The following is a 22,739-nucleotide window of genomic DNA, read 5'->3' as shown; positions in this document are numbered from 1 at the left end:
GGCTCAATTCCCGGAATTCAGGATGAGCCTTTGCGAAGGGGTGACAGGGGGGATTTAGCCCTTTTGTAGGCATTTCCATCCACAATGCCCCCTTCTACCTCTTCAATATCTCCAGCAGGAACTCCCAGAACTTCTCCACACTTCCGATGTAGATCTTTTCTTCGGGGGAGTGCACGCTCACCAGAGTGGGCCCGAAGGAAATCATGTCCAACCCCGGGACGCGCTCCCCGAGGATGCCGCACTCGAGCCCCGCATGGATTGCCTTCACCTCCGGCTCCTTTTCGTACAGGGAGCGGTAGCTATCCTTTGCTACCTTCAGTATCGGCGACTCCAGGTTCGGCTTCCACCCGGGGTACCCGTCGCTTGACTCCACCTGCGCCCCCGAAAGCTCCATCACCGCCTGCACCGATTGCACCGCCTCGGTCAACCGCGAGGGGGTTGCGCTGCGCTGGCTCGTCACCAGCGTCACTTCCGTCTCGGTTGTAGCTACCACGGCAACGTTGGTGGAGGTGTCCACCAGCCCCGGAATCTCGGCGCTCATGTGCAGCACGCCGTGGGGTAAAGCAGCGATGGCCCGGCAGAGAGCATCCTGGGAACCTTGAGTCAGCACCGTCCCCTGCACCTCATCCGCTTGGGCCAGCAGAAGGACCAGATCGGGCTCCACACCCTTGTACTCCTCCTTGAAGAGCGCGTCCAGATCCTGCACCAGCGCCCTTGCGGTATCGAGCTTCTCCGCCGGCACGAAGAGAACCGCACTGCACTCGCGGGGGATCGCATTGCGCATGTTTCCCCCGTGCATGGAAGCCAGCCGCCCCCCTGCCGCAGAGAGTGCCAGGACCGCGCGGTTGACGAGCTTTATGGCATTGCCGAGTCCCTTGTCGATGTCCAGCCCGGAGTGCCCACCCCTGAGCCCCTTCAGCGTCAGCGTTAGCGGCGCGAGGCCTGTCGGGACCCTCTCGCGGCTCACGCTGTACCGCCCGACGGTGTCCCTCCCCCCTGCGCACCCGACGTAGACTGCCCCCTCTTCCTCCGAGTCGAGGTTCAGGAGGATCCTGCTCTCCAGGAGCGTCCCGTCCACATGCTGCGCGCCGGCGAGTCCCGTCTCCTCCTCGACCGTGAAGAGGAACTCCAGGGGTCCGTGCTCAAGGGTGCGGTCTTCCATGACAGCTAGTGAGGTCGCCACCCCGATCCCGTTGTCAGCGCCGAGGGTGGTGCCGTTTGCCATCAGCAGATCGCCTTTGCGCACCAGTTCGATCGGCTCCTTCAGAAAGTCGTGCTCCTTCTCCGCATTCTTCTCGCACACCATGTCGAGGTGAGACTGCAGGCATATGGGAGGGGCACCTTCCCTTCCGGTAGAAGCAGGCTTTTTCACGATGACGTTGCCGCAGGAGTCCTTCGTGGCGGGCAGACCGAGTCTCGCTGCGGTCTCCATGACGTAGGCGGCGACTTCGGCTTCGTGCTTTGAGGGGCGGGGTATGCGGGCAATGGCGGCAAAGTGGCGCCATAGTAGCTCGGGATGCAAGCCGGCTATTGCTTCTGACATAGAGTTTCCTCCCTGGGGTCGGTTTTGTGTGTCAGGCTGGAGAAAAAGAGGGTACCTCAGCGACAGCGATTAGCATACAATAGCTTTAGCCGCTCAGCCACCACTTTAAAACAGGCGCGAAACTCCACGAAAGAGCGAAATGAGGAGAGACAATGAAGGAATTGACACCTGACGGGCAGGATCTAAGACAGGCGGTGAAATGGGTATCGGAGAAATTGCAGGAGCACCCGGAGAAGAAGTTTCAGCATTTTGTCCACGATGCAACGTTGAAGTTCAACCTGACGCCGAAGGACTCGGAGTTGCTCATCGACTTTTTCGTTCAGCGAAAGGAACACGAGAAATAGCAGCACTCTTCGGGCCCCACTCCGGCCGGAGCGGTGGACTCGGCACTTGAAGGAGGGTAACCACATGTCCCTCGATCCCCGCAGATTCTTTCTCCTGGCGATCCGCATCTACTTCGGGATCTGGCTTCTCTACGTCGGCCTCACCAAATGGATCCTCTTCGGGCCGGCAAACTTCATTGCCATGATCACCACCACTTTCGACAAGACGTGGTCTCCCCATCTTCTGAACGTTGCCCTCGCCTGGCTCATCATGATAGCAGAGCCGCTCCTCGCCGTCCTCATCCTCTGCGGCAGGAAGGAACGCGCCGTCTGGACCGCGGTTTCACTTTTCCTCTTTATGCTCACGATGGGGCAGACGATCCTGATGAAGCCGGATGTGATAGCGAACTGGCAGTACCTGGTGCTGGCGGTGGCTTGCGCGGCGCTGAGTGAGCCGGAGCCGCGAAAGCAACGTCCGGCGCAGGTGGAGAGGTACGATCGGGAGACTAGCGGAAGGTAGACCCGATGTTGACGGTAAAGCTCCTTTCGGAGAGGCGCCCCTGGTAACCGCCGATGGTGGCCCGCACACCCTGCCCGTCGTCCCGGCTCTTTCTCTTTGCGACAGCAGTTCCGTCGGCGGGAGTCTCGCCGAGACGATCCGACAGGTCGACCGGCGCGTTCTTGTCGCAGGCAGGCTTCAGAGTCGCCACGTCGATCCCGTCGCCGCCCGGCGGAGGCAGAGGCATGCCGAGGTTCGTCAACTGCGGCGGAATCTTCGCTACGCATTGGGGGTCCGCACCTTCCGTGGCAGGTGCGCTTTGCAGGGGCATTGCCGTGTGCGGATGAGGTGGCGCCTTTCTCGCGCCCCGCTCCGTCCTGGCGGCCGCGGTTCTTTTTGCAGCGACTCTTCCAGCAGGATCATTCTGCACGGCTTTCACCTGCTGCAGGTGAACGGCCGGGGGCAAAGCCCCCCCGGTTGCTGCGGTTTCCGGAGATCTTCTCTCATGACCGGCAGGCAACAAAGTCAGCGATGCCGCCAGCACCCCACCCGCAGCCACCAGAAGAACCCAGCGATGTATCCACTTCTCTTTCTCATTTGTTGCCATGCACGTCTCTCGCCTCATCGATAGGTCCGCAACAGCCGCACCACCCGGTCAGAGTATCTGCGGCCGTCTGGAAGCGCAAGACTTTTCGGGTGTTGAAGCTTGACCTCGCCCTCCTGATGTGCAACCATTCCCGGCGCTAGCCGCCACGGGAGCGGGAGAAGTCTTGTGGTGCGGTCTCGATGGAGGGAAAGATGCAAGGAAAGATCACGCAGAAGGGGATGCAATTCCTGTCCGTCCTGCTGGTGGCCGGGATGTTTGCCGCTGCAGAATACTTCCACGAAAGCGCGCTCATCTTCCCGGAGATTGCCGCCCTTGCCTGCGGTGCATGGGTGATGAAGCCGGCTCCGTGGAGGTTCACGGCGCTCACTGTATGGGTCTCGCCGACGGTCGCTGCCCTCACGGGGGTAGCGCTGCTGCGGTTTTTTCCGGCTGCGCCACTTTTCCTGATCTGCGCGGCTTTCGTGGCGGTCGCCGTGCAGCTGAAAGTGATGCGTTCGGCGGTCATGCCTTCCATCTCTGCCGCCATACTGCCGATCCTCACGAAGGCCGACACGCTGCTCTACCCCGCCTCGGTCTGCGCCCTCACCGGCCTCATTGCACTCGTGCACCTCGCGCGGGGCGGCACCCTTCACCCGGAGGAGACGCTCAGCAAGCAGCAACTCCCCGCCCCGGCCGCCGCAGGGAGCGAGCTCGGGAGGTGGGGAAAATTGACGGCAGGAATTTTTCTTGTCGCAATCGTGGCACTCCGGTCAAACGCTCTCTTCATGATCGCCCCGCCGCTGATCGTTACCTTCGTCGAACTCTCAAAGCCGGAAAGCCCTCTTCGCCGCAGGATGTGGCAGGTTCTTTCCCTTCTCTCCCTCGCCTCACTGGCAGGGGTTCTGGAGCTGCACCTCCTCCACTATCTCCTGCACTGCCCCCTCGCGCTTTGCGCCGCGCTCACCCTTGCCACCGTCTATCTCCTCTACGGCGCCCTCGATCTTCCCTTCCCCCCCGCCGCCGCCATCGCCCTCCTCCCCACCATAATCCCGCGCGACCTGCTCTGGTACTACCCGTGGCAGGTTCTGGGAGGCAGCGTCGCCTTCCTCGCACTGAGTGCCGCCATTTTCAAAGGTGAAGAAGTGATTGCCCCATCGGAAGAGCTAGTCGCCGCGCACGAAGCGCTGTCCGGCGAGGGTGAGGAAGAATCCGCCCGCGCCGCAGAGTAGCCAAATCGGCTTCAGGAAGAGTGCCAGGAAGATCCCGTCCAGAAGGGAGATACCTGCCAGCATGAGGGGGATGAGAGGGAAGGAGGAGCCGCCCCTTGCGCTCTCGCAGCGGGCCGCTACGCTGATCGCCACGACGTACGCAAACTGCCCGAGTCCCGCGAGCGCGACCTGGGGGGGCAGGTGCCCGGAAAGAGCGATGGAGACGACCGCAAAGAGGAGGAAGCGGCAGGAGCCCATGATAAGGACGCTGAAGGGATTCCCCTTGTGGTGCATGTCGTAGACGGCGATCGCCGCGCAAAGCACGACTCCCCAAAGGAGTGCGCTCTTGTGTGGTGCAAAGGTGAGCGCGCCGAATCCGATACCGACAAGGAATGAAGTAAGACGGACGGCATCACCGATGGCGATCTGCCCCGAAGGGAGCGGGCGCGACGGCCGGTGCGCCTCGTCGTAGTACCTGTCGCACAGGTCGTTCAGCGCCATCCCGGCGAGGTAGAAGGATGAAAGGGACAGGACAAGGAGAAAGAGGGAGCCAGGGGGTGGTGCGGCGTCGGCTAGGAAGGCGGCTGCCGCCACGTTCGTCCACACGGTGGGGAGGTTACTGACCCTACACAGATCAAGATACGCCCGTACCGTCGCCACCCCGCCCATGCCTACTCCTCCGTCAGGTGCCGCAAAAGGAGGTGATAGACGTCTGTTGCCTTCACTGCGCCGCTCTCGAGAAATCGCGGCTCGCTGGTCATGAAAAGGGGTCCGGCGCCGGGGGTGGCGGGGATCCTGCCGTGGGAGCCCTTCACGAGGGAGGCATCGAGCGGGATGACGTCCATGAGATAACGGAAGCCGCACACCTTCTTTGCCAGGGTCCAGCCGATCTTCAGGCGGGGGAACCGGATCGCCGGGTCGATGAAGAGCTCGCACGGGTCGTAGCCGGGCTTCGCATGTATGTTGACGGTGCGGGCGTAATCGGGGGCGCGGGCATCGTCGTGCCACCAGTAGTAGGTGAACCAGCTCCCCCTGTCGGCGACGATAAGGAGCTCTCCGGAGCGCTCGTGGTGCATGCCGCAGTCGCGCTTGCCACTTTCGTCGAGCACCCTCTCCACCCCGGGAGTCGCGGCTAAAAGCTCCCGCACCTCCGGCAGGTCTTTCCGGTCCCTCACATAGATGTGCGCCACCTGGTGGTCCACTACTGCAAAGGCCCGGCTGGTGCCCGGATCGAGATACTCCCGCCCGAGGTCCACCTTGAGGGAGAGAAAGCCGGCATCGCGCAGAATCCGGTTCGGATGGACCGGGCGCGTTGCCTCCTCTATCCCGTACTCCGAGAGGACAACGATCCGGCACCCCTTGCCGCAGAAGTAATCGAGGAGTTCCCCGCACACAGCGTCGATTTGCGAGAGGTCTCTGGCGATCTCCCCCTTTGGCCCCACCCTTTGCAGGCAGTAGTCGAGGTGGGGGAGGTAGACGAGCTGGAGGGTGGGATCGTACCTTTCGTCGATCCCCTTCGCCGCCCTGGCGATCCATTCGCTGGAGACGATGGAGGTGGCCGGTCCCCAGAAGTGGAAAAGGGGGAACTGCCCGAAGTCGTCGTTGAAGAAGTCGCGCAGCTCCGCAGGGATGCTGTAGCAATCGGGAAGCTTCCTGCCGTCCGAGAGGTACAGCGGTCTCGGCGTGATGGCGTAGTCGACGTCGGTGACCATGTTGTACCACCAGAAGGTGTTGGCGACGGTGAAGTGCGGGTCGCGGCAGCGGGCCTCCTGCCAGATCTTCTTCCCCTGCACCAGCCGGTTCGACTGGCGCCAGAAAAGGACCTCGCCGAGGTCGCGGAAATACCAGCCGTTCCCCACGATGCCGTGTTCGGAGGGGAGCGTGCCGGTAAGGTAGGTTGCCTGCACCGGGCAGGTCACCGCTGGCATCATGCTCTGGATGGTGGCACACCCGGAGAGGAGAGTGTTGAGGTTGGGGGTATGGGGGCCGCCGAGGAGGTCGGGGGTCAGCCCCACCACGTTAAGGACGACAGTGCGATGCATCGGTTTCCTCCTGCAGCCACTGTAATTCCTTGATCACGTCCTCGCTGATCGTCTCCCCGCGCAGGTTCTGGGGAAGGACCTGCCAGCTGTAGGTTTCCACCTCCAGGAGGATGCCGGGGTCCAGAAGGGGAAGGAGCTTTTCGGCGAAGAAACGGGTCGTGCAGTACGGCCCACTCTCCTCCATAAAGAGGGGAATGTGGAAATGGCAGCGCCACTCGTCACCCTCCTCGCCACGGTGGTACATGAGGGCGTAAGGGAGGTCGCGGTATCGCGACAGCGTCCCTGCGGCGCTGCGGACCACCACCTGGTGCAGGTAGCACGGCTCCACGAAGGGGACCAGGAGATCCCGCGACGCGTGCTGCACGCGCAGCGCGGAGGAGACGTGCACCTTTGCCACCGGTACCCCCTCGCGGCGCAAAAGCGCGAGCGCCTCGGCCGGCTCCTCGAACTCCACAGCGAGATGGCAGCAGTCGAGGCAGATGCCGAGCCGCTGCCGCAGCTTCGGGGGTAGCTCCAGGCGCCCGAGAAAGATCGCCAGATCCGCCGTCGTCTCCAGGTAGCACGCCGGCTCCGGCTCCAGGGCCAGCACTATGTCCCTCCCCTTCTCCTGATAGATGCGGTCGAGGACGGCCAGCGCCTTCAGGATGTTCCGGCGCACCGCGAGAAGGTCGTCCTTTCCGAGGTGACGCCCGAAAGAGACGGGAACCGTGGAGAGCGAGCCGGTGATCCCTTCCGGCATCCACTCCGCCAGAAGGGAGGCGGCAAGGGTGGTGTACTCGCAGCGCTGGGCGCAGCGCCAGTCGGGAAGATAGACCTGCTCCTTGAGCCGCCCACCGTGGAAGATGCCGAATGGAAAGATGTTGAGGGTAGGAACAAAGAGGCCATTTTCGTCGAGCCAGCGGGAGAACGCCGCTGGCCCCTGCGCCGTCGCCGAGCGCACCGCCGCCGCCGAGAGGCGCAGACCCACCGGAAACGGCTCGTCAGGAGAGACAGCCCCCTTTATCTTCGGGAGATGCCTTTTCAGGGACGAGAGAGTCTCCCCCCACGACTCCGCCGGATGGATATTGGTGCAGTAGGTTATCAGGCGACGCTGAATTTCGGACACTGGCCCAGGAACTCCTTCGGGTTGTGGTAAAAGATCGTGCTGATGAGGTCCTCATGGTAGCCGCGCCGGCGCATCTCGTTCGCCGTCTTCAGTGTAGCGAGGGGATCGCTGACGCTCCAGTCCGCCGAGGAGTTGATGCACAGCCGCTGCGGACCGAATATCTCCACTGCGTCGACCGCGCGCGCCGGGCTCCCCTTTGAATCGGGATAGAGCGTCATGCCGAACCAGGCGCCGTAATCGCGGATCATGCCTATGGTGTGCTCCTCCGCGTGGTCGATGAGGACACGCTCGGGGCTGATGCGCGGCTCGTTCCTGAGAAGCTCGATGATGATCCGCGTCCCTTTAAGCTTGTCCTCAAGATGCGGGGTGTGGATAAGGAGGAGCTCGCCGCGCTCCGCCGCGAGGGCGACCTGCCGCTCCAGCACCTTTATCTCGTTGCGGCTGTTCTTGTTGAGCCCCACCTCACCTATTCCGAGCGCGGTCGGGCGATCCAGGTACTGCGGGAGTATCGTCAGCACCTCCTCCGAGAGGGAGAGGTTCTCCGCCTCCTTCGCGTTCATTCCGATCCAGCAGAAATGCCTGATCTTGAAGCGCGCCGCCCGGGCAGGCTCCGTCACGGTGAGCTGGTTGAAGTAGTCGTGGAAGCTCGCCACCCCGCTCCTGTCGAAGCCGGGCCAGAAGGCGGGTTCGCTGACGGTGTGGATCCCCGAGCAGGCCATGGCGAGGTAGTCGTCGGTGGTGCGGGAAACCATGTGGATGTGGGGATCGATGACCTTCATGCCCCCCCTCCCTGCCACGCCCCGATCGCCTTCAGCCCCGCGGCGCTCTCCAGCGGCTCTGAGCTGTCGTCGCTCAGGCTGATCTGCACCCCCTTCGTCCGCTCCCCCTTTTCCTCCAGCACGATCGAAAGTGCCCGCACAAAGGAGCGGTAGCGGAAGTCCCTCCCCTTTTCCGCCGCGTCCGGAGCCCTGTCTATGCGATCGAGGAACGCCGCGATCTCCAGGAGCCTCGCCCGGTTCTCAAGAAAGTAGATATCGAGGATCTCCGCTGTCTTTAGAGGAGAGCTGTCTCTTTGCATGCGTTGTCTCCATCCTCTGCTGCCGTTCTTCGAGGGTGCCGATGCAGCGCCGGTACAGGTCGGCATCGATCTCGTGATGATCCACCTTCGCGCCGATGCCATTCAGGAGAGGAATCGAGAGCTCCCCGCCGAGGTGCTCGCGGAATTCCCTCAGCGCCGCCGGGACGTCGATCCAGTTGAGCGCGAGGTGGTACAGCTGGAAGCCGATCCCCTCCAGGGTGTCGAGGATGCGGCGCAGCTCGATCTCCCCGATGAGCCGCTGATGAAAGGAGTAGAGGGCATCGAGGGCAATCCCGATCGCCACCGCCTCGCCGTGCCTGATCTCGCCGCCGGTAAGATCCTCCAGCTTATGGGCGGACCAGTGACCGAAATCAAGGGGGCGGGAGGAGCCGAATTCGAAGGGGTCGCCGCCGGTGGCGATGTGCTCCAGGTGCAGCTCGGCGCAGCGGGTGACCATCCGCTCCATCGCCTGCGGCTCGAAATGGGCGAGTCTCTCCCGCGCGTAGTGGAGGAAGTCGAAGAAGGCGCGGTCCCTGATGAGCGCCACCTTCACCGCCTCCGATATCCCTGCGCGCAGCTCCCGCGGTGGGAGGCAATCGAGGAAGTCGAAGTCGTTGATGACGGCAAAGGGGGGGGCGAAGGAGCCTGTGAAATTCTTCCGTCCGAAGGCGTTGATGCCGTTTTTCACCCCGACGCCAGCGTCGTTTTGCGCGAGGGTCGTCGTCGGCATGCGGATCAGGCGCACCCCCCGGTGGGCCGTCGCCGCCGCAAACCCCGCGGCGTCGAGAACAGCCCCTCCCCCGATGGCGAGAATAAAGGAGTGGCGGCAGAGGCCGTGCTTCTCCACGAGGGCGTGGATCCTCTCCACCTCCTGCGGCTGCGTCTTGCAAATCTCGCCGCCACGCATGATGAACGGAGGGAGGATGAAAGAGACCCTCCCCCGGTGCTTTTCAGCGAAACGGCTCAACTTCTCTAGTAGCGACGGGTAAGCCGCCACGACCTGAGCATCTATCACCGTGAGGACTTTCACCCTCTCCTCTCCGTGCCCGGAAAGGAGCTCCGCCAGGGGGGAATCGTCGCTGCCGAGGACGTCGCGGGCGAAGAAGACCGGAAAGGAGTACTCCACGCTGAAGCTTTGCCGTATCGTCTTCATCTCGCCTGTCCCCTTCCGCTACAGCCCGCGGTGCACGATCTCGAGGGTGATGAGCGCGTAGCTCGTGACGAGAACCGGGTCCCTTTCCCACCACCGTCCGCTCTGGTTGATCCACAGACCGTCCGGCTGCTGCAGGTCGAGGAGGCGCTTGGCGAGGTCCTTGCGCCAGTTCACCTTCTTGCCGTCCTTCATGACGAGGGTGTCCACCCCGTATATGCTGAGGGCCTTCGCCATGGTGTGGTAGTAGTAATAGAGCCCTTCCTTCCCCATCCCCGGGTTTTCCTCCAGGGTATAGTTCCTGGTGAGCCAGCCGTAGACCTCTTTCACCCGCGGGTCCTTTTTATCCATCTGTGCATAGATGTAGCTCAATAGCCCCGCGTAGCTCCCGCTGCCGTAGGAGCGCAGCGCGACCTTTCCGTCCGGCAGCGTCGTCTCCCCCGCCTTCGTGTTGCCGGGGAAGTACACGAAGCCGCCGCGGTTCTCCTGATCCCCGGTCACCCACTTCTGGTCGTTGGAGCGGGGGAGGTTTTGCGTGCGGGAGATGAAGCGGGCGGCGGCCTTCCAGTCGAGGTCCTCGGCATCGCTGCCGACGTCCTTTGCGAGGTACTTCGTGTAGTGCAGCGCCTCCAGTGCGAAGGAGGTGTTGATGATGTCCGAGTTTTTGTAGGTGCCGCCGTAGCCGATCCCGCCGTCGTAGGGGGAGTCGCTCTTTCTGTCCTGGAGCCCGATGAGATACGAGCGCCCCTTCTTGAGGATCGCCTCGTACTTCGGATTGTTCGCGGTGAGAAGCGCCATCATGCAGATGGAGGTGTTGTAGTTGGCGAGGTCCTTGGCGTAGATGGAGCCGTCCGGCTTCACATTGGTGAGGATGTAGTCGTACCCTTTCGCGACCTGGCCCTGGTATTTCTTCCTGTAGTACCCGGAGGGATCTCCCTGGAAGGCGGTAAGTGCCAGACCGGTGAGGGCGGGATACTCAGCCTGCGACCAATATCCCGCAGGAGTCTGCTTCGAGGCGAGCCAGCCGAGCCCCTTCCCTATGGCGTTTTCCACCTCGAGCTTGAGAGAGGTGTCCGGCTTAGACGTCGCCACCACCTTCTCCACGGCAGCCGAAGTCAATGGAATGGCCAGGAGAATGAACAAAATATATGCTGCTGCCCTTTTCATCTTCTCTCCCCTCTCTCCTCTACGCGTGCTCCAAAGCCGGGTACGTCACCCCCCGAACTCTCCTGCCGATAGGCCCCATTCACCTTCCTTATCACCACGGTAACCGGGGTTCCGGGTGGGGGAACGGCGCCCTCCTTCACGTACCACATCTTGTCCGTCTCCCCGCCCTTTGATGCGTTGTCGATGATAGCGACGGGGTCGTGATAGACGGCGACCATCGACCCGTCAGCCTCGGCGGCAAATCTTCCGTTCACCACCATGGAGCCGGTAAAGATCCAGGTCATCGGCGGGACCGGCTTTTTTGCCCCGTTCACGAGGTTTATCATCCACTCTTCAGACGGCTGGCTCTTCCTCTCTTCGCTGGAGAGAAAAATCTCTACCTCCTCCCCAGTCGGGCGCTCCGGTGCCCCCTGTGCCGCCAGCGGTGCGCTCGTTCCCTCGAGCCCGAGGAGGAGGCACGCCAACTGGAGCGTGTACGGCTCCACCTTCGTGCGGAGCAGGCTTTCGTGGGTCTTCCCCTTGCTGTGCACGAGAAGGTACTCCAGAAGCCCCTTGTCCATGTTGACCTCTGCCGGGAAGGTGAGCGTACCGCCCCGCTTGTCGATCTCCACAGCCCCCAGCCGATATCGTCCCGGGGCGACCTTCTCCACCGGCGGGATCGTGGTCACCTCCCCCACCTGCCCCGGTTGCATCGGGTCGCCCGGTGCCGGAGGTGCTGCGGGATCCGCTCCCGATGCAGATGCACTCAGAGAAAGGGCAGCCGATAGTATGAACATCACCCTCAAGACGCTTTTTCTGAGAGATCTCGCCATCGCCGACACCATCCACAGTCAAAGAAAATTGTAATTAGTCTTTCACACATTAATGTAAACTTGTCAATAGTATAAAAAAGGCGGGAAATATTCTCCCGCCTTCTGGCTGTGACTACCCTTGCAGAATTTGATTTGTGATTGAAGCAGAGGGAACTAATCAACTTTTGCAGCGTCTCCTCCTGAAGAGGGCGAGACCTGTCATGGAAAGACCGACAAGCGCAAAGGTCGACGGCTCGGGAACGGGATTTGTGTCAGACCACGGCTCAATGGTGATGTTACCCGAATAGTAGAGGGTGTCAGAGAGCAGGTCGTACTTCCCATACGGATCAAGTTCATCGCCGCTATAGACCGCGTCCGTATGGGTGAGGACATCCCCTTCCCCCGGAACCGCATCCCTCACAAGATAGCTCACAGTTGCGCGCTCCCCCTGCTTAAGCGTGAAATTGAATCCCATGGCGACGGCCACATCAGCCGGAGCGGTGTTTATGGTGCCGTTCAACGTCCCCCTGGTGAAATTGTCCCACAGTGCGGCTGGAGAAGCGATTTGATAGGTGAAGAGGGGATTTCCTTTCACCCCCCCGAACTCGGGATCGAAGCCGGTGCCCTCGGCGTCAATCTCGTTGTCGATGAAGGAGAGTACTGTGTAGGTGCCAGGGGTGTTGTAAACCCCTCCACTGAATGTTCCTCGGCCGGAAAAATCGACCGCGACCGGATCGGAGACTGCCTTGCCGTCCAGGATGACGTTAAGGAAGGTGTAGCTGTTGGTAACGATCGACGCCTGCGCTCCGCTTGCTGCAAGGAGCAGCAACCCGCAAAAGATAGAAGTAATCACTTTTCTCATAACATCCTCTCCTTTCATGTAGGCCCAAAAGAAATTTCTATCCACATTTCACGTTATCCTTCAATCCGCTCCCCCCTCCGAATGCTCTAGAAGAGCGAGAACGGCTTTGCCGAGACGACTTTCGAGCTGCAGTACCCGGCGGCGGGTGCCAGGGACTTTTCGATCCGGTAGTAGTACGTCGTGCCGTTCACCAGTCCGGTATCTAGGAAGACGGCATAGGTATTGGTGTAGCCGCTGCGGATCTTCGTGAAGCCGGCGGCGGGGTTCGTGCTGCGGTAAATGTCGTACCGCGTCGTGGGTGTGTGCTCGGATGCACCCCAGTTGAGCTGCACCTGCGTGCTCTTTGCCTTCGCCACGAGCGTCGTGAGGCAGGAGGGGACGGCGACAGTCACCACTGCGGTGTCGGTGCCTGTCGCGCCTGAGTTTTCGCGGACCGAGACAGTGACGGTGTAGCTCCCCTGTGCCGCGTAGGTGTGGCTGAGCGGGAAGCTCTTGTCCCCCCTGAGGGTGAGGCTCTGCACGCCGCTGCCATCGCCGTAGTCGACGCTCCCGGTCCAGCTGTCCGCGCCGGGGTCGGTGAAGGAGCCGCTGGAAGAGAAGGTCCCCCCTGCAGCAATCGCCGCATCCGGTCCGGCGTTGACCGCCGGAGCGACGTTCCCTACTGTCACCGTCGCGCTGTCGCTTCCGGTGCCATTGTCGTTGTCGGTTACCAAGACGGTGACATTGTAGACTCCGTCCTGCAGGTAGACGTGGCTGAGCTTGAAAGTCCCGTCCGCGTTGAGGGCGAGCGGCACGGTCGCTGAGCCGTCGCCGTAATTCACCGTGGCGGTCCAGCTGGTGGAGCCCGGGTCGCTGAACGATCCGCCACTGGTGAAGGTTCCCCCCTCAGCTATTGCCGCATCGGGGCCGGCATTTACCGCAGGCGCCCTGTTGTTTATGGTGACCTGCGCCGTGTCTGTGCCGGTCGCTCCATCGGAATCGCGCACCGTGACGGTGACGGTGAAGACCCCGTTGACGGCATAGGTGTGGGAGAGAGCAAAGGTCTTCGCCGCGGTGAGGGTCAGGGGGTGTACCCCCGTGCCGTCGCCGTAGTTCACCGTCGCGCTCCAGCTGTCACCCCCCGGATCCGTAAAGGAACCGGCACTGGTAAAGGAACGGGTTTCGTTCAATGTCGCATCCGGGCCGGCATTGACCACAGGGGCCACATTACCGACGGTGACGACGGTCGTCCCGGCCCCGGCGCCGCCGTCCTTGTCGGTCACCACGACCGTAACGGTGTAGGTGCCGCTCTGGGCGTAGAGGTGGCTCAGGTTGAAGCCCTTTCCGGAGAGGGTGAGGGGGTGGACGCCTGAGCCGTCACCGTAGTCCACCGTTGCGCTCCAGGTGTCGGCACCGGGGTCGGTGAATGAGCCTGCTGCCGTGTAGCTCCCCCCTTCGTTTATGCTCCCCGTTGCCGGTTGCAGCACCGCCGGGGGAACGTTGGTGACGATGACCGTGGCAGTCGAGGAGGACTCCAGCCCGCCGTCGGATACCTTCAGCCTCACGGTGAAGGTGCCGTTATCCGGACGGCTGAAGGGGCGCGTCGTCCCGGTGGTCTCGAAGGTGCCGTCGTTATCGAGATCCCAGGCGTAGGTCAGTGCATTCCCGTCCGGGTCGGCCGAGGCCCCGCCGTCAATCTGCAGTGAACTCCCTTCTGCCACGGTGTACGGTCCGCCGGCGTTGGCGGCCGGGGCCCTGTTCGTTGCCACGTCTACCGTCGTGAAGGCGAATGCCTCGAGCCGGACGCCGTTATTCATGACGCCGTTGTCCGCCACCTTCAGGCCGACGTTTTTCATCCCCGGTGTCGTGAAGACCGCGGCAGGGTTCTGTCCGCTGAGGTCGCCGTAGCTCCTGTCACCGTTTATGTCCCACTCATACGAGGTGATCGTATCTGTGGGGTCTATGTCGAACGAAGCACCGCCGTCGAGCTGGCAGGGGACTCCGGTGAAGCAGCGGTACGGGCCGCCGGCGTCTGCTACCGGCGGGTGCGGCGGTACCGCGATGGTGATCTTCGCGCTGTCGGTGGAGGACTTCGGAGGATCGTTGTCGTCCGTCACCCTGAGTGTCACCGTCACGACCTTTGGCAGCGCGCTCTCTGGGTACTTCTCCCTGGTATAGATGTGGCTCGTTTTCGGATCGCTCCCCTTGGTGTCGAAGGTGCCGTCGCCGTCGAGGTCCCATTCGTACTGCACGATCTTGCGGAACGGGTCGAGGTGGTATGACCGGGAACCGTCCAGGGTAAGGGGGACGTCGACACCCCACACCCTGTCCTCGCCGGCATCACCGACAGGGGGCTGCACGAAGAGGGTCGGGGTGAGGATGATGACCGACCAGGCGGTGGTGAGGTCGTATCCGACGTACCACCCCGGATCGCTGTCCTGCGGCCAGCTGCCGTTTGTCTGCTGGCGGTCGATGATCCTGCGCGCCATGCCGCGGGTGCTGTCCTTGTACCAGTCGAGCCCGGTCGCTTTCAGGTTCACCACGGGTTTCGGCTTCGCGGAGCGCATCGCCTTTGCGAAGGCGTAGTAGCCGTAGTAGGTGAAGCGGTTGTTCAGGCTGTAGTTCGGATACCACCAGTTACCGGACCAGTTGTTCGCGATGTACGCTTCCGCGGTCTTCCAGCGGGGGTCCCGCTCGTCTTCCGGGGTGGCGGGGTCGTCGTAGCCGACAACGTCGTCGAAGGCGAGCTGGACCAGTCCGGACGGCGTTGTGTTCGTGCCGTTGCCGGGGCCGCTGTAGCCGAACCCGGTACCGTCCCAGGTGTAGGTCATCCAGACGTCGTTTCTCTCCTTCACCCAGCGTGGTGCCTGGATCTTCCACACTTCCTCCGCCGCGAGCATCCCGATCGCGGCCCACTGCGCAGCGGAGTTGTCCGAGTCGCTGTTCCAGCTGTAGCGCCACCCCCCCCCGTAGCTGGAGGTGTGGTCGGTCTGCCCCCAGGAGTACATGTCCACCATGTCGGTGACGAGGTCGAAGTAGCTCCTCCCCTTCACTCCGGCGGGGCCGGTGATGGCGTAGCTGTAGGGGCTGCCGCTCGAGACAATGCTGTCCATCACCTGCCCCATCTCGTAGATCGGGCGCCCCTCCACGGTCTGCACGCCGATGCCGTTCCCGTTGGTGTCGGGATCACCATAGGTCTGCACCCCGATGCTCGCGGGGGAGAGACGCGAGGAAGTGAAGCGCAGGCCACGCGCCACCGTCTCGACGTACGGATCGCGGCGCACGTCCCCGAGCTCCAGATGGCCGTTCACCTGAAATGCCTGGATTGCGGACGCCGTCGGGGAGGAGGTGTACACCCCGTTCACCCCGCCGCCGGCGTCGCCGTTCCAGCCGCCGGCGTTGTCCCAGTAGCCGTTATCGATGACGGCGCTGTCGTAAACCCCCTTCGCGAAGGAGGAGCGGTTCTGGTTCACGTGCAGCCACCAGAGCCCCTCGTCGATGGAGACATTGACCTCCACGTCGATCGACTTCGCCCTCAGCCGGACGAGGTACTGATCGCTGCTTGATTTGCCGTTGGCGTCGGTAACCGTGAGGGTGGCGATAAAGGGCTGCCCGTCGACGCCGGTGTAGGTGTGCTTCGCCTCGATGGCGCGCTTGTCGGCGACGGTGCCGGATACAGGGGGAGTGCCGTCGCCGAATTCCCACTTGTAGGTGAGCGGAGTCTGCAGCGACCAGGCCGCCCCCTTGAGGGTGATTTCCTTGCCGCTCCATGCGTCGTGCGGCATCTCGCTGGTGCCGCTGAACTGCCACGGCACGCACGCCACCACAGGGTCCGCGGTGACTGTCGCAGTGGTGGTGTCGGTCGCGGAGTGCCCCGCATAGTCGGTGACGGTGAGGGTGACGGTGTAGACGCCGCTGCGGGTATAGCGGTGGTCGACCCAGGGGTTGCGGGTGGTCATCCCCTCCCCGTCCCCGAAGTCCCACTGGTAGGAGCGGATTCCGAAGTCGTCGGTGGAGCCCCTCGCGTTGAAGCGCGTCGGCACATCTTCATTTGTCAGGTACGGTCCGCCGCTGCTGGCGACCGGCGCCTCCCCCGCCACCACCGTTATCGTGGTGCTGTCGGTGCTCGACTGCGAGGCGTGGTCGGAGACCTTCACCGTCGCGGTGTACGTCCCGGGGGTGTTGAAGGTGGCGGAGACAGCGGATTTTTCCGTCACCGACGCCGGGGGAAGCTGAAGCGCCCCCTGCGGCGTGGAGAAGGCGCCCAGGGAGACGAGGCCGCTGTGGACGGTAGCGCCTACCCTCAGCGGGGTGCCGTTTGAGTTTGCCGACTCGTACAGCTTCGTCCAGGACGAGGTCCCGGCCGGACGGTAGTAGTAGATCGCGCCGCTGCTCTTTGTGTCTATGCGCAGGTCGTAGCTCGCGTTGTCCGTGTACGTCCCGTACTTGCCGCGGTTGTTCCCGAGCTCGTAGATATTTATGTTTCCGTTCTCGAAGTAGATGGCGTGGTAGAACTGGGTGTAGTTGTTGTCCGTCGAGCTGTTTTTGAGTCCCCACATCATGTGGCGGTTGCCGTTGCCGGTTACCGTCACTCGCCCCGTGTAGCTCTCATCTGCCTTCCTGGTGAAGAGGGTGTCACTTACGAGGTAGCGCGCGGTCCAGGTCGAGCCATCCCCCCACACCAGCGCCTCGTCGCCGATTCTCTCCATTCCGGAATAGGACCAGGTAGGGAGGTCGAAGCTCCAGCGGTAGGAGCGGATGCCGAAATCGTCCGTAGAGGCGGCCGCGCTCAGGGTCGCGGGGAAGCCCGCCTCCGTGACCTTGCCGGCTCCCGCCTCCGCAACCGGCGCGCTGTTCCCGGCTACCGTGACCGTGGTGCTGGCGCTATTCGTCTGCCTGCCGTTGTCGGTTACGGTGAGGGTGGCGGTGTACGTCCCGGCAGCGGGATAGAGGTGCACCGGTTTCGCCCCGCTCCCGGTCGTCCCGTCGCCGAAGTTCCAGTCGTACTTCCAGATCCCGTAGTCGTCGCTGGAATTGCTCCCGTCGAAGGTGACGGTCCACTTCCCGTCCTTTGCCCCCCCCTCGTCGACCGTGTACGTCCCGCCGGGGCGGGAGACCGGCAGCGCGTTCACGCTCACCGTCGCGGTCGTAGTGGCGCTGTGGCTCTGCATGGCGTGGTCACGCACGGTGAGGGTCACCGTGTAGGTGCCGGCGGCCGCATAGGAGTGGGTCGGGGTGGCGCCCCCCGCCCCTCCGCCGTCCCCGAAGGTCCAGTAGTAGTCGTAGATGCCGAAGTCATCGGTGGAGCTTCTGCCGTCGAAGGAGACGGTCCACTGCCCGGCGCTCGCCCCCTTCTCGTCCACGAGGTACGGCCCCCCCGGCTTCGCCTGCGGCAGCGTATTTCCCTTTGTGGTGACCGTCGTGGTGGCGGTGCTGGTGAGCCCCGAGCGGTCGGTGACGGTGAGGGTGACGGTGTACGTCCTGGCGCCGGTGTAGACGTGGCTCGGTTTCGCGCCGGTACCGGTGCTGTTGTCGCCGAAGTCCCAGAAGTACGACTCGATGCCGGTGTCGTCGGTGGAAGCCGACCCGTCGAGGGTGACGCTCCACCGGTTGGAATTGACAACGTTCTCACCGAAGGTGTACGGGCCGCCAGTGTTCGCCACCGGGGGATTCCCCTTCACCGCCTGGACGCTAGTGGATGCGGTCGAGCTCTGCCCCGCCTTGTCCGTTACCTTCAGGCGCGCGGTGTAGCTCCCTTCCGGGTAGAGGTGGGTCGGCTTCGCCCCGCTGCCGCGGGAGGTGACGGAGAGGTTGTCGAAGCGGGCATCGCTGTAGTAGGTCGAGAAGCCGACCCGCCCCGCGGGGTGGGTGGCGTCCGTCACGGTGAGTAGTTGTGCACCGTCCACGTAGCACTTGAAGTTGCTCCCGCTGGCATCGACCTTCAGGTGGTACCAGGTGTTCAGCTTCGGCGCGAAGCCAAGGGGCGCGGAGGCGAGATTCCAGGAGCTGCCGTTCTGGATCTTATAGAAGAGGACGTCGTTGTACCCCCTGCCGCGGAAGATGAATTCGTAGTGGTTGTCCTTGTCGGCCCCGCGGAAGAGGAGCTGCACCTCCTGCCCCGTGCCGGCAAGGAGCATGATGTCACCCTCCACGGTGTAGTCCCCCCCCTTCGGGTTCCCCGTGAAGCTGTCGGACCTGTCGATGTTGATGTTGCTCTGGCGGTACCCGCCGTCGACGACACTCCACGTCCCCTGGGCAGGGGTCCAGCCGGTTGAGTTCCCGTCGGAGAAGTCGTCGCTGAAACCATCCCCGAAATCCCAGTCGTAGCTCGCGATGCCGGCGTCGTCGCTCGACCCCGAGCCGTCCAGGGTGACGCTGTAGCGCGCGTTGCTGGCGGCGGCTTCCCCCACCGCGTACGGTCCCCCGGCGTTGGCGACCGGCGGCGCTCCAAGCGCTTTCACCTGCGCTGCGTCGACCGCTTTATGCCCGGCGTCGTCTGTGACGGTGAGGAAGGCGCGGTAGCTTCCCTCGGCGGCGTACGGGTGGGCAGGCTTCGAGCCGGCGCCGGTAGCGCCGTCCCCGAAGTTCCATCCGAAGGAGACTATCCCCCCCTGCGCAGCGTAGGAGAAGGATCCGTCTAGCCCCGCGCTGGAGCCGACCGCGGCCGTTCCCTCTTTCGGATAGGCCACCGCGACGGGGAATCCGGGAGCCCGGGTCAGATAAGGAGGGGCGGAAACCGAAAGGAAGTTGTTGCTGCTCGTCCCGAGCTGAACGGGGGGAGCGAAGGTGCCGTCCCCCTTGCCGGGATAGAAGAGGAATCTCCTGTTATAGTAGTCAGTCTGCACGATGTCGGCGTTGCCGTCGTTGTTGAAGTCGTAGGCATCGATCGAGCTGTGGGTCCCCACATCGGCGGATCCGACATAGACGCCGCCCTGGAACGATCCGTCACCCTTCCCTTTGAAGAGGAAGGCATCCCCGTTGGAGCTTCCGCTCACGATGAGGTCGAGCTTCCCGTCGTTGTCGAAATCTGCCGCCGCGAGGGCGTAGTTGTCGCTCGCCGAGGAAGTGGCGGTCCCGACCGGGGCGCCGGTGAATTTCCCGGTGCCGTCGCCGCGGTACACCCAGGTGTCGTTTGTCCCGTAGAAGGAGATGGCGAAGTCGAGGTTGCCGTCGCCGTTGAAATCGCCGGCATCGAGGCCGCGGCCGGTATAGCTGGTCGTTATGGTCGTGCGGGTGAAGCCGCCTTTTCCGTCGCTGAGGAAGACGGCGGTGACGTTGCTGTTCCCGTTGGCGACGAGATCGGGGAAGCCGTCGTTGTTGAAATCCCCCGCTGCCAGCTCCATGATCCAGCCGCCATGGTTCGGATGGGTCCCCACCACCCCTTTCCTGGTAAAGATGTCGTTGCCGTCGTTGGTGAAGAGTATGAGGGAGCCATTGCCGTTTCCGACGATGAAGTCGAGGTAGCCGTCGCCGTTGAAGTCCTCGATGGCGATGCCGCGAGAGGAACTGCCGTCCGCATAGCCGAGGGTGTGGTAGTTGCTGAAGGTGCCGTCTCCGTTGCTCTTTGCGTAGTAGATCCAGCCGCTGTCGTCGAGCCCGAGGGCGAAGGTCTTCGACCAGTTGTCCGGCGTGGCGCTGCTGCAGTCCTCGTCGATCCCGTTGTTGGGGAACTCCCGCGCTCCGCGGTGGGCGAAGGGGTTGGCATCGTTGCAGTCGAGCGCATTCGTCACCGTCCCCGCCGGCTGCAGGCATGCCTGGACGGCACTGCCCGGGTCGCCGAAGCCGTCGCCGTCCGCATCGCGGTAGTAGGTGGCCAGGGTGTTTCCGATGGCGGCACTGGTGTCGTTACAGTCGGCGCTGTTGGCCACGTACCCTGCCGGAGGGGAGCAGGCGACGATGGAGCTGGCCGGGTCGCCGAAGCTGTCGCCGTCCCCATCTCGGTAGAAGGAGGTGCTGGCCTTCCCGACCGCTGCATTGCCGTCGTCGCAGTCAAGAGTGTTGGTGACGTATCCTGCCGGTGCAGTGCAGGCGATCTTCCCCCCTGCGGGGCTCCCGAACCCGTCTCCGTCGGCATCGAGGTAGAAGGTGGCAGTCGCCTTCCCTGTGGAGCGATCGGAGTCGTCACAGTCGAGGCTGTTGGTGACGTACCCGGAGGGAGGGGTGCAGGCAAGGGTCTTTGCCGCGGGGTCCCCGAAGGTGTCGTTGTCCGCGTCGAGGTAGTAGGTGTTCTTCGTGGTGTCGTCACTCGGGTCGCAGTCGAGGTACATCGTCACGATCCGCCCCTCGACCGCCTGGGCCCCCTTGCCATCGCGCACCGTCACCATGAGGCGCTTGGTCCCCTTTGTGGCCGGGGGAGGTGTGAAGGTGTAGTTCGTCCCGGTGCTGACGACTGCGCCGTCCAGTTTCCATTCATAGCTCAGGGAGTCGCCATCCGGGTCGGTGGCGACAACAGCGAAGGTCCCGGGGGTGGAGACGCTTACCCTCGGAGAGCTCGCAGCCGGCGTGAAGGTTATGACCGGGGGGTGGTTGGCAGAAGTTACCGTGATCTTCCCGTAGGCAACCGAGCTGTTGCCGGAGCCGTCGGTGACGCGCAGGCCGACGAGACCGGTGAACGGTTTCTCCCAGGTGCGCAGCACGGTTTTTCCGGTGGCGTCGTCAAAGAGCCCGTCGTTGTTCAGGTCCCAGGCGTAGGCCAGCGTATCGGCGACGTCGGGGTCGGTCGATCCCGAGCCGTCGAGCATGATCTGCGTCCCGGTTAGTCCAGTGTAGGGGCCGCCGGCATTGGCCTTCGGGTAGTGCGGGGTGAATTCTGCGGCAAGGGTGACCATGGCCGATTGGGAGGCCGCGGCGAACCCCTGCACCGCCTGGATCGTCGGCGCCACGAGGTCGATCTGCGCGTTCAGCGCGCTGTCGGTGGTGTAGCTCTCGGCAGGGATCTTCATCGCCTTTACGTAAGACTCGACGAGGGCGACTTGCGCGTCGGAGAAACCTACCCCCTTCAGGGAGGCGATCTCATCTGCCGAGAGCCCGTAGGTGGTGACGCGCGCCTTCAGCGCCTGCATCATGGAGACGTCGTAGACAAAGGTGTTCTGTCCGGCAGCGGCCATGGCGTCGCGGTACGACTGCAGGGCGAGCTTCGTCGCCGTAAGGTTGTCCGTCAAAAGCCCCGCGAAGTAGCGCACCATCTCCAGCTGGCGGTAGGAGTACTCGTAGTCGGAAACAGCGTAGGCTCCCTGGTACTTCTCGTACGAAACCCTCAGGGCCTTCACGATGGCCGCCTGCTCCACCGACCTGTTGGCGAGTTCTATGAGAGCTGCCTCCCGCGGATCGCTTCCTTTCATGGCGAAGGGATAGCTGCCGGGGACCGAGGCGGCGGCGAGTTCGGCGTTTACTCCGGCGAAGTCGAGGGTGGCGAAAACCTTGTAGTTCGCGTCAGCGGGATCCTCGTAGAGGTCGTACCACTTCTTCGCCACGTTCCCGTAAATCCCTGACGCCTCCTGCGGGGTCTTGTTCGGGTCGAATGCCCCGATGAGCTTTTGACCCTGGGAGATCGCCCAGTCGTTGTAGCTTGTCGGTATGCCGGTGACGAGGCCGAAGGCACCGATGGCCGCCCCGAGCGGATCGCCGGACCAGAGGCTCAGCCCGATGCCGAGGACGTTCAAGGCGTCGCAGAAGCTGCCGATCTGGGAAATGGAATTGCTGTAGCCGGTGGAGATGTCGTGGGCTCCCTGCTTCAGGGTGGCGACTGCAGAGGCATCAACCGGCGGATGGCCGAAGTCGCGGACCTCGAAGCCGTAGGAGAGGCCGGGGTCATCCACCTCGTCGATGGCAGGGTCGAACTTGCCGTTCATGTCCGCGTCGGTCACGAGGTCGAACTTCCCGACCTTTATCTTCCCGGGGAAGGCGATGTGTTCTTCAAAGACGGCACTCCCCCCCAATTGGGTGCACACCCTGTTCTCGGAACCCATCGCGTCGGCAAGCGTCTCTCCCCCCGACCAGATCCGGTTGTCCATGATGTACACGTCAGCACAGATCGCCGGAAAGCTGTAGGTCCCCTGGAGTGACCCGGAGACACAGATCGGTTCGTTCTTGTCGAATACGCTTTTCGGCTCCAGGATGGAGTTACAGTCGGAGGTGAAAAACCCGTTCAGCGCAAAGACGGGACCGCAGACCGCGAGCGCCAGAAGCAGCGAAGTGATCATTGAGGCGAGCCATCGATTCGGGTGACGAGTCTTCATGTTCCCTCCATCACACTGCCAGGATTGAAAAGGGCGCGGGACAAAAAAAGTGGTTTCTAATCGAAGCAGAAAGGGTGCCGAAAGCTAATCCATTGAAATCGCAGAGCATTTCAGAGGAGGGGGGTGGGCACTGTCGGATTTGACGACACTGCCCCTTCTAAATGGGCG

General features: G+C 63.1%; 15 protein-coding genes. 3 read left to right on the top strand and 12 right to left on the bottom strand.

Annotated features, from left to right (window positions below; all coding sequences use genetic code 11):
* Positions 1-94 precede the first annotated feature (94 nt).
* Positions 95-1,543: an aminoacyl-histidine dipeptidase gene (locus LPW11_RS16915; RefSeq protein WP_230995053.1), complete on the bottom strand. Its 1,449-nt coding sequence runs from the start codon at positions 1,541-1,543 to the stop codon at positions 95-97.
* Between the two features lie 152 nt (positions 1,544-1,695).
* Between LPW11_RS16915 and LPW11_RS16910 the strand changes: the two genes are divergently transcribed.
* The gene (locus LPW11_RS16910) at positions 1,696-1,887 is read left to right on the top strand and encodes a hypothetical protein (protein ID WP_230995052.1); all 192 of its coding nucleotides are present in this window, start codon (positions 1,696-1,698) and stop codon (positions 1,885-1,887) included.
* Positions 1,888-1,951: 64 nt separating this feature from the next.
* Entirely contained in the window at positions 1,952-2,386 is a 435-nt protein-coding gene (locus LPW11_RS16905) for a DoxX family membrane protein (RefSeq protein ID WP_230995051.1), read from the top strand.
* Here the strand turns inward: LPW11_RS16905 and LPW11_RS16900 are convergent.
* Positions 2,373-2,972 (bottom strand): hypothetical protein, encoded by a 600-nt coding sequence (locus tag LPW11_RS16900; protein ID WP_230995050.1) that lies wholly within the window; start codon positions 2,970-2,972, stop codon positions 2,373-2,375. The two genes, LPW11_RS16905 and LPW11_RS16900, sit on opposite strands and share 14 nt — an antisense overlap.
* 191 nt (positions 2,973-3,163) lie before the next feature.
* On the opposite strand from LPW11_RS16900, the gene LPW11_RS16895 reads away from it, so the two are divergent.
* Entirely contained in the window at positions 3,164-4,180 is a 1,017-nt protein-coding gene (locus tag LPW11_RS16895) for a hypothetical protein (protein ID WP_230995049.1), read from the top strand.
* Here LPW11_RS16895 and LPW11_RS16890 read toward each other — a convergent pair.
* The 10 genes from LPW11_RS16890 to LPW11_RS16845 all read right to left on the bottom strand — a co-directional run bounded on the left by LPW11_RS16890 (position 4,115) and on the right by LPW11_RS16845 (position 22,571).
* Positions 4,115-4,828, bottom strand: a complete 714-nt coding sequence (locus LPW11_RS16890; RefSeq protein ID WP_230995048.1) for a UbiA family prenyltransferase — start codon at positions 4,826-4,828, stop codon at positions 4,115-4,117. The two genes, LPW11_RS16895 and LPW11_RS16890, sit on opposite strands and share 66 nt — an antisense overlap.
* A 2-nt stretch (positions 4,829-4,830) precedes the next feature.
* Positions 4,831-6,201, bottom strand: coding sequence for an alkaline phosphatase family protein (locus LPW11_RS16885; protein ID WP_230995047.1), 1,371 nt, complete (start codon positions 6,199-6,201; stop codon positions 4,831-4,833).
* Positions 6,179-7,306 carry a metabolite traffic protein EboE gene (gene eboE, locus LPW11_RS16880; protein WP_230995046.1) on the bottom strand — a complete coding sequence of 376 codons (1,128 nt, stop codon included), beginning with the start codon at positions 7,304-7,306 and terminating at the stop codon, positions 6,179-6,181. The genes LPW11_RS16885 and eboE overlap by 23 nt, the downstream gene beginning before the upstream one ends.
* Entirely contained in the window at positions 7,282-8,085 is an 804-nt protein-coding gene (locus LPW11_RS16875; protein WP_230995045.1) for a TatD family hydrolase, read from the bottom strand. Before LPW11_RS16875 ends, eboE begins: the two co-directional genes overlap by 25 nt.
* Positions 8,082-8,384: a hypothetical protein gene (locus LPW11_RS16870; RefSeq protein WP_230995044.1), complete on the bottom strand. Its 303-nt coding sequence runs from the start codon at positions 8,382-8,384 to the stop codon at positions 8,082-8,084. Before LPW11_RS16870 ends, LPW11_RS16875 begins: the two co-directional genes overlap by 4 nt.
* Positions 8,326-9,537 (bottom strand): 3-dehydroquinate synthase, encoded by a 1,212-nt coding sequence (locus LPW11_RS16865; RefSeq protein WP_230995043.1) that lies wholly within the window; start codon positions 9,535-9,537, stop codon positions 8,326-8,328. Before LPW11_RS16865 ends, LPW11_RS16870 begins: the two co-directional genes overlap by 59 nt.
* An 18-nt stretch (positions 9,538-9,555) precedes the next feature.
* On the bottom strand, positions 9,556-10,701 hold the full coding sequence (locus LPW11_RS16860) for a cycloartenol synthase (RefSeq protein ID WP_230995042.1): 1,146 nt from the start codon (positions 10,699-10,701) through the stop codon (positions 9,556-9,558).
* Complete coding sequence (locus LPW11_RS16855; RefSeq protein ID WP_230995041.1) at positions 10,698-11,477, bottom strand: YdjY domain-containing protein; 780 nt, start codon at positions 11,475-11,477, stop codon at positions 10,698-10,700. Before LPW11_RS16855 ends, LPW11_RS16860 begins: the two co-directional genes overlap by 4 nt.
* Before the next feature lie 193 nt (positions 11,478-11,670).
* On the bottom strand, positions 11,671-12,354 hold the full coding sequence (locus LPW11_RS16850; RefSeq protein WP_230995040.1) for a PEP-CTERM sorting domain-containing protein: 684 nt from the start codon (positions 12,352-12,354) through the stop codon (positions 11,671-11,673).
* Positions 12,355-12,440: 86 nt separating this feature from the next.
* Positions 12,441-22,571, bottom strand: a complete 10,131-nt coding sequence (locus tag LPW11_RS16845) for a PKD domain-containing protein (protein WP_230995039.1) — start codon at positions 22,569-22,571, stop codon at positions 12,441-12,443.
* Positions 22,572-22,739: the final 168 nt, after the last annotated feature.

This window comes from Geomonas sp. RF6 (genome assembly GCF_021044625.1).
Lineage (GTDB): Bacteria > Desulfobacterota > Desulfuromonadia > Geobacterales > Geobacteraceae > RF6.
Note: the sequence above shows the minus strand (reverse complement) of the source record. Positions and strands in the feature narration are given on the sequence as shown.